The following is a 16,653-nucleotide window of genomic DNA, read 5'->3' as shown; positions in this document are numbered from 1 at the left end:
CATACACATGTGAATAAAGTGGCTCATGCCACAAATTCAAATGGAGGCATTACGAAGAGGAGTGGAGACATGTCAACGGATTTCGTCGAAACCGCGCGACCGGGCGAGTGGGTGGACGCGGTCGATCCGCTGCCCGACGACCATGACCTCTTTCCAATGCGCGTTCCCACTGACCGCTACACGTCGGTCGAGTTTCAGCAGCGTGAGCGCGATGCAGTCTGGATGCGGATGTGGCAGATCGTGGGTCGTGTCGACGAGTTGCCCAAGGTCGGAGACTGGAAGGTGTACCAGATCTTCGATCAGTCCTTCATCATCGTGCGGGGCAAGGACGAACAGTTACGCGGCTTCGTTAACGCCTGCAGGCATCGCGGCAACGTCTTGTGCCAGGGCGCCGGGAATGCCAAACGGGGATTCCTCTGCCAATACCACCTGTGGTCTTACGACCTCGAAGGAAAGATGCGGGGAGGGTTACGGGAGCGAGAGAACGTCATCACCCGCGAGGACAAGGGCGAGAACGGGTTGCTGCAGGTGCCCGTCAACAGCTTCGGTGGCTTCATCTTCTTGAACCCCGATCCCGACGCGGCGCCACTCGCGGAGTTTCTTGGTCCCGAAGTGGCCGAGCTGTTGGCGCCCTACCGCCTCGACCAGTTCACCACCGTCATGGATGTCCGCGAAGCCATCGACTGCAATTGGAAGGTCGTCATGGACGCCTTCAACGAGGGCTACCACATCAACGGCATCCACCCGCAACTGTTGCGCGTCATCCAACTTGATCCGAGCAAGAGTCGTTATCAGTTCTTCAAGGCGCACTGCGTCGCGGTTGCGCCGTTTGAGGTCCGAGGTGCTAGCGCGCAGGCGCAGGTCGACGGCATCATGGATCTACCCGAGACCTTCCCGTCGACTGCGGCGGTTTTGCCGCGCTTCGAGGAACTCCTCACCCGCTATCGCGCCGCGGATGGATCGGTGGTCTTCCCCGACGGTGTGAACGCCCGCAAGTTGCTGCAGCAAGCCACCCGCGACACGCTCACCGGCATGGGCCTGGACGTCAGCGGGTTGACTGATGCGCAGATGAGTGACAACCAGGGCTGGGTGTTGTTCCCGAACTTCTTCATGACGGTTCGTGCCGGCGAGTGCCACGTGATCATGGCCATACCTCACCCAGACGGTGATCCCAACCGGTGCATCTGGCACGTCAGCAGCTATATGTACCTTCCAGCCGAACATCGAGATGCGTTACGCACCAACCTGATCGACGTGGAAGAGCCCGGTAGCTACAAATATTTCGAGGCGCTGCAACAGGATTACGTCCAGATGCCGCGCCAGCAGCTCGGTCTGCGCAACGGCAGGCTCGATCATATGTCCTTGGTGAGAGAGGAAGTCGTCATCGCCTACTATCACTCGGTCCTGGACCGCTACCTGGCGGGCGGGGTGAAATGACGCTCACAGTCGAACAACGTATCGCTTTGCATCATGGTATGGCCCGGGCTTACCGCAATGCCTATCTGCGCCAGGGCATTTCGGATGGTGACGCATTCGTGGACGCCTGGAAGCTCGCCTCAAACGCAATTTATGCCTCCCCCTATTTCACGGGTGACCAGAGTTTCTTGTTGAGCGAGTTCTCCGAAGAGTCGGCGCGGGCGTCCACCATGGAGGCCAGGGCATATTCGCTGACGTTTCCCGACTGGAAGCCGAGCGATTTCAAATACTGGCCGGCCGACAACGGGTTCGTCATGAAGACCCGCTGGGAGGGGCACACCAAAGACGGCACCAAAATGGGCTTCTACTCCTACAGCTTCGTCGAGACGAACGATCATGGAGAAGTCACGCGCTGGGAAACCCACGTCAACGATGAGTACGGCGCCTTCCTTGACGTCGCGATCGGCGTGCACGGTCCCTTTCATGGCACGTCCGAGTACATCGAGGCACTTGAGCGGTGCTTGGCCGCAGCTGACGTATCCGTCTGAGGGAGGGGCGATCACATTGCTACGAGACATCCGCGACATCATCGACGATCACGTCGGCCGTTCCCGAACGGTGTTGGAGTACGGGCTGGTCATCAAACGCCTTGTCGACAGGGCGAAGAAGCCAGGATTCTCGGTCGATAGTTGGGCACCGCTGGCCGGACTGGTGGCGACCGACGAGTTCGAGCGAGTCGGCGCCTTCAAGGAGGTGATGGACTGGCCCGCCTACGTCGATTTCCTGACAAATTGGGCAACCTCGTCGGAGTGGGAATGCTCGCTGCGGCGGGTCACCGATACAGCCGCAGCGGTGTTTCTCGAGCTCGAAGAGCGCAGTCGCATTGGAGAATTCGCTAACGTGGTCAATTCGCTTTCGGTTTACGAGTTCACCGAAGCGGGCAAGATACGACACATCGACCTGTATCTACAGATGGAACTCCCGCCCGCAGAGATGCTGACAAGCTTTGAAGGAGTAGAGATCTCGGAATGAGCGATACGGATTCCGTCGACTTTTTCACCGACAGAGAGCTTTTGGCCAACCCATACGACTACCTTGCGGCACTGAGGGACGAATGCCCACTACGGCGGGAGAACTACCACGACGTGGTGATGATTACCGGCTACGACGAGGGCGTGGCGATCTACAACGACACCGAGCGGTTCTCGTCGTGCATCTCGGTGACAGGGCCCTTCCCTGGCTTCCCAGTGCCGTTCGAAGGTGATGACATCTCCGGGTTGATCGCCGCGCACCGCGACGAAATCCCCTTTTTCGACCAACTGCCGACGTTCGATCCGCCGGTGCATACCGCGCACCGGGCGCTGCTTTCCCGCATGATCACACCCAAACGTCTGAAGGAGAACGAGGAATTCATCTGGCGACTTGCCGACCGTCAATACGACACTGCGCTGAGCGATGGCCGATGCGAATTTATCGGAGAGTTCGCCAACCCGTTCGCGATGCTGGTTATAGCCGACCTGCTGGGTGTTCCCGAGGCCGACCACGCCGAATTTCGCGAAGCACTATTGACCGAGGTCGGGACGATCGGCAGCAGCGAGGGCGAGACGATGCAGCACTCGCCGCTGGAGTATCTGTACGGCAAGTTCTCTGAATACATCTCTGATCGGCGCGCCAACCCGCGTGACGACGTGCTGACTGGCGTCGCCTCGGCCGCGTTCCCGGACGGCAGCACCCCGGAGGTGATGGACGCAGTACGCGTCGCGTCCAACTTGTTCGCTGCAGGGCAGGAGACCACCGTTCGGCTGCTTTCCACGGCGGTAATGATGATCGCCGAGGACGTCGATTTGCAGGCGAAGTTGCGCGCCAACTCCGACTTGATTCCTCGATTGGTGGAGGAGGCGCTTCGCTACGAGAGTCCGGTGCGTGGTGATTTCCGCCTTGCCAAGGTTCCCGTCACAGTCGGTGGGGTGAATCTTCCAGCGGGCACCACGGTGATGTTGGTTAATGCCGCGATCAACCGCGACCCGCGAAAGTTCACCAACCCGGAGGTGTTCGATATTGACCGCGGTAACGCGCGCCAGCACGTCGCATTCGGGCGCGGGCCACACAGCTGCCCGGGGGCCCCGCTCGCCCGAGCTGAGGCCAAGATCAGTCTGCAGCGCTTGCTCGAACGGACCTCCAACATCTGGGTCGATGAGGACAAGCATGGTCCGCATGGCAATCACAGGTACAGCTACCTGCCGACATTCATCCTGCGCGGGCTTACTCGACTCCACATCTGCTTCGAATAGGGTCCGCGACGATGCTCTCCGAAGGATCCAATGTGCTCCCCACACTGCCAGGCGGTATCGACACCGTGATGTTGTTGGCGCCCAACTGCGCGGGTATTTCGGCGACAGTGAGGACACGTTTGCCTCGACGCCAGTTCGTCGCATCAGCTGACCAGAAGACATGGCAGCCGCCTGCGCTGTCCTCGTCTCTCAGGAAGCTGGCTATGTCGCCGGCCAAATTTTGGGCGCTAACGGCCGGCGAACAGGTCAGCGGCCGTCCGACACAAGCCGAAGGGACATTCTGTGCAGCGCGTTGAAGGCAAAGTCGCATTTGTCACGGGTGCCGCGCGTGGGCAGGGGCGATGCAACGCGGTTCGGTTGGCCGAAGAAGGCGCCGACATCATCGCCGTCGACATCTGCCGTGACATCGACACGATCGGCTACCCTCTGGCACGGCCAGAAGATCTCGCGGAGACCGCTCGGCTGGTGGACAAGTCAGGCCGAGGGATAGTGGCTGTGCAGGCTGATGTGCGAGAAGCTGCTCAGCTGGAACGAGCCGTACAAAGTGGCATCGCGGAGTTCGGCAAGCTGGACATCGTCGTCGCGCAAGCGGGAGTCGCTGGCATGCGGGGTCAGCCGCCGCTGCAGGCCTGGTCTGACGTGATCAACACCAACTTGGTTGGGGCTGTCAATGCCATACAGGTTGCTCTCCCGCACCTTGGTGAGGGCGCCTCGATTATCGCCACCGGCTCAACCGCCGCGCTGATGAATGTCGCCACAAAAGAGAATCCAGGAGAAGATCCGGGTGGCACGGCATACGTGACCTCCAAACGCCTATTGTCGCAGTACGTTTGGGACTTGGCGACTCAGTTGGCGGTGCGGGGGATTCGTGCCAACGTCATCCATCCGACGAACACCAATACCGACATGCTGCAGTCCGAGCCGATGTACAGGTCGTTCTGTCCGAGCCTCACGCATCCAACCCGGGCGGACGCCGAACGTGCTTTTGGAGTACAGCAAGCCATGCCAATCCCTTACGTCGAGCCCGAAGACATCAGCAACGCCGTGCTGTGGCTGGCGTCGGACGAAGCCCGATTCGTGACCGGCCTGCAGCTTCGAGTCGACGCCGGAGGCTACCTAAAGTGGTACGACTACCACATCTGAGCGATCCCTAGTGGCCGGACCCCATGAGTTGGTTCACGGCGGACGAGAGTCGTTCGTTGGTGAATACAGGTGGCAGCGTCACTGGCTGGTGGCAGGTAGCTCAGGAATGAACGCCGGCGGTGGTGGCACTTGACCGGACGCCGACTAAAACCGCAGCAGAGGCGCGAACACCTGCTCGACACGGGCGCCACATTGTTCGCCGAAAACGGTGTGGTGTTTCCGGACTGGAAGCCTGTCGATTTGACGGTCTGGCCTGCCGAAAATGGCCTTTTCCAGCATTACCGCCGGGAAGGCGCCAACGTCCACACCGGCAAGAAGGTTAGCTTCTACTCGATCAGCTTCGTTGAGACCAACGACGACGCTCAGATCACCCACTGGTCCACCTATGTCGACGATGACGTACACGGCCCGTTCCTAAAGACCGCGATCGGTGCGTGCGGGCCGTGCCACGCGGACGAATACATGCGGGTGCTTGCACGCCACTTCGAGAAGCACAGCATCACTTTGTGATTCGGACTTTCATCAGACTCGTGAAGGAGCCACCATGACGATCGATGCGACGAGGGCCGTTTGTTACGGGCCATGGGAAGGCGAACTCGCTGAGATCGCAAGACCTATCGGGGTGATCTGACGTGAGCAGGCTCCAGCCGCTCGCCGCAGATCAATGGGATGACAATGTCGTGCGGGCGCTGTCGGTCATGATGCCCGCCGAACGTGCCCGCCCCGACGCGGTCGGCAACATGCTCGCCACGTTCGCTCATCACCCGAGCCTGACGGAGGCCTACCTGACCTTCAACATGTACGTGCTCGCGAAGACGACCTTATCCGCACAGATCACTGAAACGATCGTTCTGCGCACCGCATCCCAACGGGGGTCGCGATACCTGTGGAACCATCACGTGCCGCTGGCCGAGCGGGCCGGATTGCGGGAGTCGGTTCGCATCCAGATACAACACGGGTCTGTCGGCGATCCGCTCACGGCAGCCGTTGTCAATGCCGTCGACGACCTCCTTAATGGGAGCAAGATCTCCGACACCCACTGGGATACGTTAAGCAAGCACCTTACCGAGCGGCAGTTGATGGACCTCGTCTTCACCACCGGGTGCTACACGCTGTTGGCGATGGCGATCGAGTCGTTCGAAATCGAGGACGAGCGTGACTAGCTGTACGAGGCCACGACATTAGCAACCTGGCGTGCTGATGACAGGGGCCTGACCGCTAACCCGCCGAAAGCGCCGAAAGCTCTCGACCGATCAATGCCAGGAAACGTCTACTGTGCTGCTGGTCCGAATCGCTCCGACGGCAAAGGCGGGGTCGGTAAATCGCCCGACAGCGCACCGCGGCGCTAGGCATCGCTTCTGGGAGCAGGAGTGGGAGAAGAGTGGGCCTCGACGTCTTGACGCCGTCAAGACTCGAAAACGAATCTGCAGGTAACAAGGGGTACCGAACGGAACCGAAATGGAACGAACCGGCAGTTCAGACGGCATATTGCCTGGTAGAGCGTCGGGTTCGATTCCCGGCAGCTCCACACAGAAAGGGCCGCCACTCGGCGGCCCTTTCGTTTTCATCAATACATCGTCGACATTCGTCGGGTCGCCCTGCGTATCGTTAAGGCAATCCATCCACGGTCCCAACCGATTACCGAAGGGGATCGCCGTGAAACAGCCCGAACTGACGCAACTCATCGGTCTGCAGGACGGCGACGGCGACCGAGTGTTCATCTCACGCTTAGACCGGCCCGACGGCTCCCGCGGCTACCTGCTCGCCATTAGGTCGGGAGAAGTGCACGGCAGTGTGTCTCTCACCGCCGACGATCTGGACCGGCTGAGCACTGTCGTCCGGCACGAAGTGGGCGAGCGGGATGGTGATCTAATGGCCGAATTCAGGTTCTTCGCCCGGGTGATCTGGCTCCTGATCTTTTGCGCACTGCTGTCGCTCCTCTTGTTTGCAATCACCGGGCCATTGTTTGCATATCCCTGGTCGAACTGAGACAGGGGACGATCCGCAACTTCCACAATTGCGGGCGACACCACGAGGTGGTCGAGAAGGCGTTCTACGCCTCTCTTGAACCACCCGTCGGCAAGACCACCGGCGGCCATCTGCCAGTGTGGTGAGCATGACTGCAAAGAAGCCCGAGATCGACTTTCCCGGCGGGGAGCCGCCCACCGACCTGGTCATCACCGACGTCGTAGAGGGCGACGGCGCGGAAGCCACCTCCGGCGACACGGTGGTCGTGCACTACGTCGGCGTGGCCCACTCCTCCGGCGAGGAGTTCGACGCTTCCTACAACCGCGGTGACCCGTTGATGTTCCAACTCGGCGTAGGCCAGGTCATCCAGGGCTGGGACCAAGGCGTGCAGGGCATGAAGGTTGGCGGCCGCCGACAGCTGCTTATCCCCGCCCACCTCGCCTACGGCGACCGTGGCGCCGGTGGCGTCATCAAGCCCGGCGAGTCGCTGATCTTCGTGGTGGACCTGCTCGAGGTCAGGTAGCTCGACCAGGGCTAGATGGCAGTTTCCGAATTCGCAAAGCCGTCCGGATCAGCTCTGGTTAGTGCAAGTGCAAGGAGCGCCCATGCGCGGCAGACGATTGCTTCAACTAATCCCCATCGCCGGTGTCGCGGGCTTGGCGGCATGTAGCCACACGACGACCACGTCCGCGGAGCCGCCGTCGATCGCCAGCGAGCCGTTTGGTCAGGTGGATGGGACACCGGTGACCCGCTACACGCTTACCAACGGGCACGGCATGCGTGTGCGAATCCTGACCTACGGCGGCATCATTCAGTCGATCGAGGTCCCCGATCGCACCGGACATGTCGACAACGTGGTGCTGGGCTTCCCGACCCTGGACGGCTACCTGAACAACACCGGATCCGCCAAGACCTATTTCGGTGCGATCGTCGGTCGCTATGGCAACCGGATCGCCAAAGGGGCATTCTCGTTGAACGGCAACGAGTTTCACTTGCCAATCAACAACAACGGCAACAGCCTGCATGGCGGTACTGCGGGCCTCGATACCAAGGTATGGCGAGCCAGCCAGCAGAACGACGGCGACGGCGCAGGCCTGAAACTTCAATATGTCAGTCCCGCAGGCGAAATGGGCTATCCCGGGACCCTAACGATCGCCGTCACCTACACCCTGAACCAGAAGAACGAACTGCGCATCGACTACCACGCGACCACCGATGCGCCGACCGTGGTCAACCTGACCAATCACAGCTATTTCAACCTGGCAGGTGAGGACACGCTCGACGTCTACGGCCAGAAGCTCACCATCCATGCCGACAACTACACGCCAACCGACCCCACTCAGATCCCGACCGGGCAGATCGCCCCGGTCAAGGGCACCCCGTTCGATTTCACCTCATCGACCGCGATCGGGGCACATATCAACGCGAACGACCCGCAGCTGTTGCTGGCCCACGGTTACGACCACAACTGGGTGATCAACCGCGGCGACAACACGGGGCTGGTGGAGGCGGCCAGGGCCGAGGATCCGCAGACAGGTCGTAGCTTGACTGTCTCCACGACCGAGCCCGGGGTGCAGTTCTACACGTCCAACTTCATCGACGGGGCGTTCACGGGCACCAGCGGGCATATCTACCGGCAGGGCGCCGGATTCACGATGGAAACCCAGCACTACCCGGATTCGCCGAATCACCCGAACTTCCCGACCACCACGCTCAACCCCGGCCAGACCTACGATTCGACAACGGTTTTTGCCTTCGGCAGGTGAGCGGCTTTAATCGTCATACGACGCGATGTCGTTGTGCACGCCCGGGACCGCATCACGAGGAGCTCTCATGACCTACAGCCGCCTTGCTGGGGTGCTCAGCGCGGTGGTGGCGGTGGCGGCGGCGGCCATCATTCCCATGCAGGCGCACGCCGATCCGCCGACGAAGTGTCTGACCAACACTCCCAAGGGCAAGCAGGTCTACGTGCCTTGCGATCTGCTCAACGCCGGCGCCAATTTCCCGCCGGGGCAGCGTTGTCCTCCGCCGATCGAGCAGTACCCGAAGGATGTGGCGGACTGGTGTGGCGAAGGCCCCGGCCTCGCGAGCCCCACGCCCACGACTCCCACGAGCCCAACGACTCCCACGAGCCCTACGACGCCGACGAGCCCTACTACTCCGACGAGTCGCACGACCCCAACGACTTCAGCGACGACGACCCGTCCCACGACCCCTACGACCACCACGAGTTCTACAACCCCAACGAGCTCCACGACTCCGGCGGCTCCGGGCGAGTAGTCCAGGGAGCTTGCGGTACACGGCGCGCTGGTGGGTCTTCACCGTATTGAGCGAGACGTACAGCCGCCCACCGATCTCACGTCGCGATAACCGGGTGGGCAGCAGGCGAAGAACTTCGAGCTCCTTAGGGGTCAGCTCCTCACCGACCGCGCACTATTGATTGCGCGAGTCACCGCGACACCCCCGCTCCGCTCGGCCAGACTGCGCGCGGTGTCGCCGCCAGCGGCCAGATGGCGCGCCGCCTCAGCTGAGGCCTTGGCTCTCGAACCAGTTCGCGGCCCGTCGGTGCAGATCGGCGACGAGATCGGGCTCGCTGCGACGGAGCTCGGTGCGCAACAACTCTGCGAACAGCTGGTGATAGCGATACCAGTGACGCGACATGTCCAGTGGCACCACGAACAGGTTTTCGCGCTCGATCTCCTCTAAAACCGATGCCGAGCAAGATGTTTCGAGCACTGCATCGCACAGCGGACCGCTGAGTCGTCCCAAGACCGAGGTACGGAGCAAAAAGTGGCGGCTGACCGTCGAGCCGCATTGGGCGCCGCGCTGTTGTTAACCAATCCGCCCGCCGGGTTCGAACCTGTGCCCTGCGACGTCGCGGCGTTGTGCCGCGACCGGCCCGGTGTGCAACCGGCCCTGGCCAGCAGCGCATCGGCCGCGAGATGAACGCCGCTGCCGCGGCGCGTCGGTCTGGCGGCCACCGTGGGAATCAGCTCGACCGCTATGGCGTTGGCCCTGCGGTGACGCGCGCGACAATTTGCCTTAATGTCAGCCTATCGAGCATTCCTGATCGGGAGGCACGGTGAGACTTCTCAAGCGGGCATGGGTCCCACTGGTAGTGGTCGTGGCGCTGATCATCGGCGGCGTTGCAGTGATGCGACTCAACGGCGTCTTCCCCGGACCCGGCCTGGCCAAGCCTGATCCCCGCGATGCGACCCCGCCGTACGCTTCCAAGACCGCCACCTACGAAATTCTGGGGCCGCCAGGGACAACCGGCGTCGTCAACTGGATGGACGCGGAGTCCCTGCCGCAGAAGGCCAATTTCACCACGTTGCCGTGGTCGACGACGATCGTCGCCGCGATGCCCGGCATCTTCGCCTACGTTGTCGCCCAGGGTGACAGTCCGTCCCTCGGGTGCCGGATCACCGTCGACGGCAAACTGGTCGATCAACAACAGGTCGACACCCGCGACGCACAGGTCTCCTGCTTGGACAAGTCCGCGTGACGGACGACACGAGCGACACGAGCGACACGGACGAAATCCCAGTCGCGCGGCGCACCGAAGTCGAGCACAAACCGCGTCTAGCCCACACCATCCGTGTCTTAGCGCTGCCAATCGTCGTGTTCTGGGTGCTGCTCGCGGTCGGCGTAAACGTCTTCGTCCCTCCGTTGGAGAAGGTTGCCGACGAGGTCTCGGTGCCGCTTTCGCCGTCCGACGCGCCTTCGGTGACCGGGATGAAGCACATCGGGGAGAAATTCAAGGAGTACGACTCCGACAACCTCGTGTTAGTGACCCTGGTCGGTGACAAACCTCTCGGCCAGGACGCTCACCAGTACTACGACGAGCTAGTCAAGAAGCTGCAGCAGGACCACAAACACGTCGAGCACGCGCTGAATTTCTGGGGGCAGCGATTCACGTCATCGGGTGTCGAGAGCTACGACCACAAGTCCGCCTACGTCCAGGTCAACCTGCGCGGTGACCAGGGCGGTGCCATTGGCGACGAGTCGGTTAACGCGGTCCGCAAAATCGTCGCGGACACGAAGCCGCCGGCGGGGGTGAAGGCCTACGTCGCCGGTCAGGGAGCCCTGACCGCCGACGTGATCGTTGTCGGTGACAAGAGCCTGGCCAAGATGACCATCATCACCATCGTCATCATCGCGATCATGCTGATGTTCGTCTATCGATCCATCGGCACGGTACTGCTGACGATGGTCATCCTGTTCGTCGGACTCGCCGCCGGCCGAGGCGTGGTAGCACTGCTGGCCGATACCGGCATCATGGGGTTGTCGACTTTCGCCGTCAACTTGCTGACCGCACTGGCGATCGCGGCGGGTACCGACTACGCGATATTCATGGTCGGCCGCTACCAGGAGGGCCGCGAACGGGGGCTGGAGCGCGAAGCCGCCTACTACGACACCTTCGCCGGGGTCACCAAGGTGGTGCTGGGCTCGGGTTTGACGATCGTCGGGGCGCTGGCCTGTCTGAAGTTCACTCGGCTGCCCTACTTCAGTTCGCTGGCGTTCCCGTGCGCGGTGGGTCTGCTGGTGGTGGTGGCCGCCGGGGTGACCCTGACGCCGGCGCTCATCGCGTTCGCAAGCGGCTTCGGGCTTTTCGACCCGAAGCGCGAGTTCAACTACACCCGGTGGCGCCGCCTGGCGACGGCCATCGTGCGGTGGCCCGCGCCCATCCTTGCCACCTCCGTCATCCTGGCGATCGTCGGCGCCCTGGGCTTGATGGGCTTCACCCCGCGCTACAACGACCTGTACTACTTGCCGCAGAGCGCATCCTCAGTGCAGGCGTACAACGCGGCCGATCAACACTTCACCCAGGCCCGGTTGAACCCGGACCTGATGATGATCGAATCGGACCACGATCTGCGCAATCCCCGAGACCTGCTGGTCCTGGACAAGATCGCCGGCGCCATCTTCCGGGTGCCCGGCATCGAACGCGTGCAGAGCATCACCAGACCGCTCGGCCCGCCCATTCAAGACGGATCGATTCCGTTCCAACTCAGTGTGCAAACCGCGCCCATCCGCGACAACCTCAATTACCTGAGGGCCCGGGTCGGCGACATCAAGAAGATCACCGGTTTCCTCGATACTCAGATCGCCCTGTTGGAGCGCCAATACACGGTGACGCAGAAGCTCGCGGACGCCGCGGACGACAGCTCGAAAACCACGGGGGAGACGGCGGCCATCACGGACGAAATCCGGGACCATATCGCGGATTTCGACGACTTCTGGAGACCGATTCGCAGCTACTTCTACTGGGAGAAGCACTGCTACGACATCCCGATCTGCTGGTCGCTACGGTCGCTCTTCGACGCGCTGGACGGGTTCGACAAGCTGGCCGAAAAGTTCCATGCCCTTACCGGCGATCTCACCAACACGGCTGCGGCCACGCGCGAATTGCTGGCGATCATTCCCGAGAACATCGCTGTCTCGAAGTCGATCCGCGACACGACGCTGACCATTTACAGCTCGTTTGACAGTCTGATCGATCAGTTCGACCGGCTGACTGACACGAACGCCGTAATGGGCAAGTCGTTCAACGACTCTCAGGTGGAGAGCCTGTTCTACTTGCCGCCCGAGGTCTTTCAGAACCCGGATTTCCAGCTGGGGTTGAGCTTGATGATGTCGCCGGACGGCAAAGCCGCTCGCTTCATCATCACCCACACTGTGGATCCGGCGACGACGAAGGGGATTGCGTCGGTCGATCAGGAGCGACAAGCGGCCAAGGAGGCGATCAAACTCACCTCGCTGGAGAACGCCGACATCTACCTCGGCGGTACGGCCGCGACGTTTTACGACATCGCCAACGGCGCCAAGTACGACTTGATGATCGCCGCAGTGGCCTCGATCGTGCTCATCTTCATCATCATGGTGCTGGTCACCCGCGCTTTGGTGGCTGCGGGCGTCATCGTCGGCACGATCGTGCTGTCGTTAGGGGCCGCCTTCGGGTTCTCGACGCTGATTTGGCAGCACCTCGGTAACTTCCAGTTGCACTGGGTGGCAACCGAATTCGCGCTAATCGTGCTCTTGGCGGTGGGGTCCGATTACAACTTGATGCTGGTGTCCCGGATCGAGGAGGAGATCGGAGCCGGCCTGAAAACGGGGCTCATCCGTGGCATGGGTGTGACCGGCCCGGTGGTGACCGCCGCCGGTGTGGTGTTCGCCGTCACCATGGGCACGATGATCACCAGCGATCTCCGGGCCATCGGCCAGTTCGGCACGACGATCGGCATCGGTCTGTTGTTCGACACCTTCGTCGTCCGATCGCTCATCACGCCGTCGATCATGACGGTGATGGGACGCTGGTTCTGGTGGCCGAAGCGGGTACGGGTCCGCCCTGCCAGCCAGATGCTTCGGTCGCTCGGGCCGCGCCCGCTGGTTCGTGCGCTGTTGCACCAGCCGCGGCACGCGCTGACGACGGAATCCCAGCCGTAGCGTCCAGCACGGCACACGTCGGTATTCGAAAGCGTGTAAACAAAATTCGTGAATAAAGCTAACGAAAATAGATCGAAATTCACGCCATTGATTTAGGGCAATCGCGCGTACTCTGAGCTACATGGCTACCAAGACCAAGGTCAAGATAAAGACCTGCGTGCATTGCGGCCACACATTCGATCCGAATGACCGACCGCGTGACTTGTCCGATCCGGATTGGCTTCCGGCCGCGTCAATTTATTGCTCGCAGGAATGCAGTGACCGGTTCCATTGCGAGATGGTGCATTGCTGCTCCACCCACGTGAAAGATAAGGCTCGGCGCGAAACCGCTTGGTAGAGGGTCGGGTTCGACTCTCGGCGGCTTGCACCAATGTCCATCGTGGTCAGCTCAAAGACGATCGCCTTCAACTGCTCAAGGGTTGGCCCGATGACTTGTCGAAGTAGTGCGGCCTTTGCTTAGGCCCTGATCGTGCTCGTTCACCCTTCAACGGGTATTCGTTTTGTGAGAGCACGAGCATGTCTGCGGGCGCCGATATATCCACGTAATGGTGGCCTGCGCCAGGGTGATCGTGCATCTCGGTCAGCAGCTCGATGAGTTCTGCGGCTACGGCGGAGTCAAGTCGCCAGACGACGCTAGCCGCGCCGAAGTCTACGTCGGCCGCGCCTGGCTGGATGAGAAATTGGTGCACCGTCGCGCCGTGATCCAGCTGCGCCGTTCTCCGCTGCGCAGCCTGCGTTACCGCCGCAAGGACGTCGTCAACCCCTTCGCTGTCCATAGCCAACAAGACCGCATCGTCGCCAAAGTGCAACTTTTCGACCAACTCGGCATGGATGAGGCTCACGTCTTCAGTATCTCTCGTGTGTCGACAAGCGATTGCGCTCAATGCGGTTTGACCGAATGCCTCGCCCGGTTTCCAGCGGCACCGGTACTCGATCGTCGACACCGTGGACACCGTGGACACTGAGATCATGCGTCCTTCGCACGAGGCCCGCAGTCGCTCAGTCCGACGGGCCATCGCGATCGGAATCGTCGCCATTGCATTTGTTGCGGCCTGCTCGCGTGGCGATGCGGCACACACGGCGACGAGCAATGAAGGACAGGCAAAGCAGGCACCAGCTGCGGCTCCCGCACCCGATTTCGCAAAGGTCTCGCAGCTGATCAACGATGCGATCGCGGCTAACAAACTCCCGGGCGCTGTGATTGTCGTCGGGCACGGCGGCAAGATCGCCTTCCATCAGGCGTACGGCTCGCGCAAGCTCGCTGACGAACCCGGGTTGGATGGGCTGCCCGCACCGGCGGAGCCGATGACCGAGGACACGATCTTCGACTTGGCGTCGTTGACGAAGAGCCTCGCCACGGCAACCGCAGTCATGCAGCTCTACGAAAAGGGCATGGTCGCGTTCGACGATCCCGTGCAGCAGTACCTGCCGGACTTCAACACCGCGGGCGATCCTCGGCGCGCGCAGGTGACCGTCCGCATGCTGCTCACGCACACTTCCGGCTTACCGGGCGACGTCAATCTGGGAGATCCGTGGGGACTGAACGGTGCGGACAAGGCGGAGGGCATTCGTCGTGCGCTGACGACACCGCTGGAGTCTGCTCCCGGCGAGCGTTTCCAGTACTCGGATATCAACTTCCTGCTGCTGGGCGCGCTGGTCGAGAAGGCCACCGGTGAGTCCCTGGACGTATACGTCCAGGGTCAGATCTTCGACCCGCTTCGCCTGACCGATACCCACTACCTCCCGGTCGCCAAAGCCTGCGGTTCGCACACCACGTTGGGATCCGCGATCGCCTGGGCTCCCGTGCCACAAGACTGGGCGCACGACGCGTGTCCCGCCGGCACCTGGGACGTCGATCTGTTGCCGCGCATCGCTCCGACCGCCCGCGACGAAGAAGGGCGGGCCGATCCGGGCAACAACCCCGATCTCGATCACCTGCTGCGGGGCACCGTGCAGGACACGACGGCGCGGCGCATGGGTGGCGTGGCCGGGCATTCAGGCGTGTTCTCGACGGCACACGACGTGGGCATCTTCGCGCAGGCTCTGCTCGATCGACTCGCGGGCCGCCCGAGCCAATTCCCTTTGGCGCAAAAGACTTTGGAGTCGATGACGAGTCCGCAGCAGCCGGGACACAACGCGCAGCAAATCGATGCGGCGAATGCCGCCGCGCGGGCCGCCGTCGCAAGTACACCGAATGCAGCCGATCCGCTGCTCGCGCCGCACTATCCGGCCATCGCCGGTGCAAACCTGCGTGGCGTCGGCTGGGATATCGACACCGCCGACTCCACGGCGCGGGGCGTCGTCTTTCCCATCGGAAGCTTCGGCCATACCGGCTTCACCGGCACCTCGCTTTGGCTGGACCCGGGCTCCGATACCTACGTCGTCCTGCTCTCGAACTCGATCCATGTCCGGGGCAGTCCACCCATGTCGATCCTGCGCGGCGACGTTGCGACGGCGAGTGCGCGGGCCCTCGGTCTGTGAACCGGTTCGTTTCGCCGTACCGATCCCAGTGACCACAGCGATTCGTATCGTGTTCAGCATGGAGCCAGTAAGCCGTCGCCAGCTGCTCCAGCTGGTCGGAGGCGCCGGGGCGGCGGCGATGGTCAGCGGCTGCGGCCAATCGACCACCGCATCCGCATCCCCGCTCAACTCGTCTTCGGCCGTCATGCTGTGCCGGGATGCCTGGGGCGCGCGTCCCGCCCGAGCCGGCGGTAAGCCTCACACCATCACCCGCATGACCCTGCACCACGAGGCCGTCGTCCTCGGCGACAACCGCAACGCCCCGGGCCGGCTGCGTCAGGACCAGCGCTACCACCAAGACACCAAGGGGTGGGTCGACATCGCGTATCACGTGGGTATCGACCGCGACGGCAACGTCTACGAACTGCGCACGCCGGCGATCGCGGGTGACACCGCGACGGACTACGACACCACCGGACACTTCCTGGTCCTCTGCGAAGGGGACTTCGACCAAGAAGCCGTTTCGGAGGCCCAGCTGCACGCAGCCGCTGTCGCGTTCGCCTGGGCGACGCAGACGTTTCACATCGCCACCGACAGCTTGGCCGGCCACCGCGATCTGGCACAGACGTCGTGTCCGGGCGCGAACCTCTATGCCCATCTCTCCTCGGGCGACCTCAAGCGCCGCGTCAACGATTTGCTGGCTGGCGGCCCCGTGAACCTCCAACGCGCCTGTGGGCCCGAGGCGGCCGCAACTGTTGCGGCCATCGAGGCTGGTTAGCCGGTTTCGAACGAATCGGCAGTTCAAGCGCCGTGGCGGGGTAGCCGGTCGGGCTCGAATCTCGGCAGCTCAACTGAGTTTTTGCTGAGAAAACGAGTGTGTTCACCGAAAGCCGCCTCCGCGTCAACAGGGACGGATAGTGTTCCAGTC

At 62.2% G+C, this 16,653-nt stretch carries 17 protein-coding genes and 1 pseudogene; 16 read left to right on the top strand and 2 right to left on the bottom strand.

Going from position 1 to position 16,653, the window contains the following annotated elements; translation table 11 throughout:
• Nucleotides 1–69: 69 nt before the first annotated feature.
• From MRAB57_RS00740 to MRAB57_RS29015, 12 genes and pseudogenes are all read left to right on the top strand, one after another.
• A complete protein-coding gene (locus MRAB57_RS00740) occupies nucleotides 70–1,437 on the top strand; it encodes an aromatic ring-hydroxylating oxygenase subunit alpha (protein ID WP_077085854.1) in 1,368 nt (455 codons plus the stop codon).
• On the top strand, nucleotides 1,434–1,964 hold the full coding sequence (locus tag MRAB57_RS00735) for a hypothetical protein (protein WP_077085853.1): 531 nt from the start codon (nucleotides 1,434–1,436) through the stop codon (nucleotides 1,962–1,964). Before MRAB57_RS00740 ends, MRAB57_RS00735 begins: the two co-directional genes overlap by 4 nt.
• 10 nt (nucleotides 1,965–1,974) lie before the next feature.
• Entirely contained in the window at nucleotides 1,975–2,448 is a 474-nt protein-coding gene (locus MRAB57_RS00730; protein WP_077090303.1) for a hypothetical protein, read from the top strand.
• The gene (locus tag MRAB57_RS00725; RefSeq protein ID WP_077085852.1) at nucleotides 2,445–3,707 is read left to right on the top strand and encodes a cytochrome P450; all 1,263 of its coding nucleotides are present in this window, start codon (nucleotides 2,445–2,447) and stop codon (nucleotides 3,705–3,707) included. The genes MRAB57_RS00730 and MRAB57_RS00725 overlap by 4 nt, the downstream gene beginning before the upstream one ends.
• Nucleotides 3,708–3,754: 47 nt before the next feature.
• Nucleotides 3,755–3,948, top strand: a pseudogene (locus MRAB57_RS29020) (SDR family oxidoreductase); the annotation flags it as partial.
• Nucleotides 3,949–3,989: 41 nt separating this feature from the next.
• A complete protein-coding gene (locus tag MRAB57_RS00715; protein ID WP_077085851.1) occupies nucleotides 3,990–4,850 on the top strand; it encodes a mycofactocin-coupled SDR family oxidoreductase in 861 nt (286 codons plus the stop codon).
• Between the two features lie 129 nt (nucleotides 4,851–4,979).
• Nucleotides 4,980–5,360, top strand: coding sequence for a hypothetical protein (locus MRAB57_RS00710; RefSeq protein WP_216823720.1), 381 nt, complete (start codon nucleotides 4,980–4,982; stop codon nucleotides 5,358–5,360).
• Nucleotides 5,361–5,482: 122 nt separating this feature from the next.
• Nucleotides 5,483–6,013, top strand: coding sequence for a carboxymuconolactone decarboxylase family protein (locus MRAB57_RS00705; RefSeq protein ID WP_077085850.1), 531 nt, complete (start codon nucleotides 5,483–5,485; stop codon nucleotides 6,011–6,013).
• 493 nt (nucleotides 6,014–6,506) lie between these two features.
• A complete protein-coding gene (locus MRAB57_RS00700; RefSeq protein WP_077085849.1) occupies nucleotides 6,507–6,839 on the top strand; it encodes a hypothetical protein in 333 nt (110 codons plus the stop codon).
• A gap of 127 nt (nucleotides 6,840–6,966) precedes the next feature.
• Nucleotides 6,967–7,341, top strand: a complete 375-nt coding sequence (locus MRAB57_RS00695) for an FKBP-type peptidyl-prolyl cis-trans isomerase (RefSeq protein ID WP_077090302.1) — start codon at nucleotides 6,967–6,969, stop codon at nucleotides 7,339–7,341.
• Nucleotides 7,342–7,423: 82 nt separating this feature from the next.
• The gene (locus tag MRAB57_RS00690; protein WP_077085848.1) at nucleotides 7,424–8,584 is read left to right on the top strand and encodes an aldose epimerase family protein; all 1,161 of its coding nucleotides are present in this window, start codon (nucleotides 7,424–7,426) and stop codon (nucleotides 8,582–8,584) included.
• 297 nt (nucleotides 8,585–8,881) lie between these two features.
• The gene (locus tag MRAB57_RS29015; protein ID WP_245835776.1) at nucleotides 8,882–9,148 is read left to right on the top strand and encodes a hypothetical protein; all 267 of its coding nucleotides are present in this window, start codon (nucleotides 8,882–8,884) and stop codon (nucleotides 9,146–9,148) included.
• A gap of 193 nt (nucleotides 9,149–9,341) precedes the next feature.
• Here the strand turns inward: MRAB57_RS29015 and MRAB57_RS29005 are convergent, their stop codons facing one another.
• Nucleotides 9,342–9,587, bottom strand: a complete 246-nt coding sequence (locus tag MRAB57_RS29005) for a winged helix-turn-helix domain-containing protein (protein ID WP_483869917.1) — start codon at nucleotides 9,585–9,587, stop codon at nucleotides 9,342–9,344.
• Between the two features lie 313 nt (nucleotides 9,588–9,900).
• Between MRAB57_RS29005 and MRAB57_RS00670 the strand changes: the two genes are divergently transcribed.
• Nucleotides 9,901–10,323, top strand: a complete 423-nt coding sequence (locus MRAB57_RS00670; RefSeq protein WP_077085847.1) for an MmpS family transport accessory protein — start codon at nucleotides 9,901–9,903, stop codon at nucleotides 10,321–10,323.
• Nucleotides 10,320–13,265, top strand: a complete 2,946-nt coding sequence (locus tag MRAB57_RS00665; protein WP_077085846.1) for an MMPL/RND family transporter — start codon at nucleotides 10,320–10,322, stop codon at nucleotides 13,263–13,265. Before MRAB57_RS00670 ends, MRAB57_RS00665 begins: the two co-directional genes overlap by 4 nt.
• Before the next feature lie 404 nt (nucleotides 13,266–13,669).
• On the opposite strand, the gene MRAB57_RS00655 is transcribed toward MRAB57_RS00665, so the two are convergent.
• On the bottom strand, nucleotides 13,670–14,209 hold the full coding sequence (locus MRAB57_RS00655; protein ID WP_157900543.1) for a hypothetical protein: 540 nt from the start codon (nucleotides 14,207–14,209) through the stop codon (nucleotides 13,670–13,672).
• Nucleotides 14,210–14,234: 25 nt separating this feature from the next.
• Here MRAB57_RS00655 and MRAB57_RS00650 point away from each other — a divergent pair, with 25 nt between their 5' ends.
• Both MRAB57_RS00650 and MRAB57_RS00645 read left to right on the top strand, forming a co-directional pair.
• The gene (locus MRAB57_RS00650; RefSeq protein ID WP_077090301.1) at nucleotides 14,235–15,746 is read left to right on the top strand and encodes a serine hydrolase domain-containing protein; all 1,512 of its coding nucleotides are present in this window, start codon (nucleotides 14,235–14,237) and stop codon (nucleotides 15,744–15,746) included.
• Between the two features lie 58 nt (nucleotides 15,747–15,804).
• Complete coding sequence (locus MRAB57_RS00645) at nucleotides 15,805–16,503, top strand: N-acetylmuramoyl-L-alanine amidase (protein WP_083743566.1); 699 nt, start codon at nucleotides 15,805–15,807, stop codon at nucleotides 16,501–16,503.
• The last annotated feature ends 150 nt before the right edge of the window (nucleotides 16,504–16,653 follow it).

This window comes from Mycobacterium rhizamassiliense (genome assembly GCF_900157375.1).
Classification (GTDB): domain Bacteria; phylum Actinomycetota; class Actinomycetes; order Mycobacteriales; family Mycobacteriaceae; genus Mycobacterium; species Mycobacterium rhizamassiliense.
The sequence above is the reverse complement of the archived record's forward strand: the minus strand, read 5'-3'. Positions and strand labels throughout refer to the sequence as shown.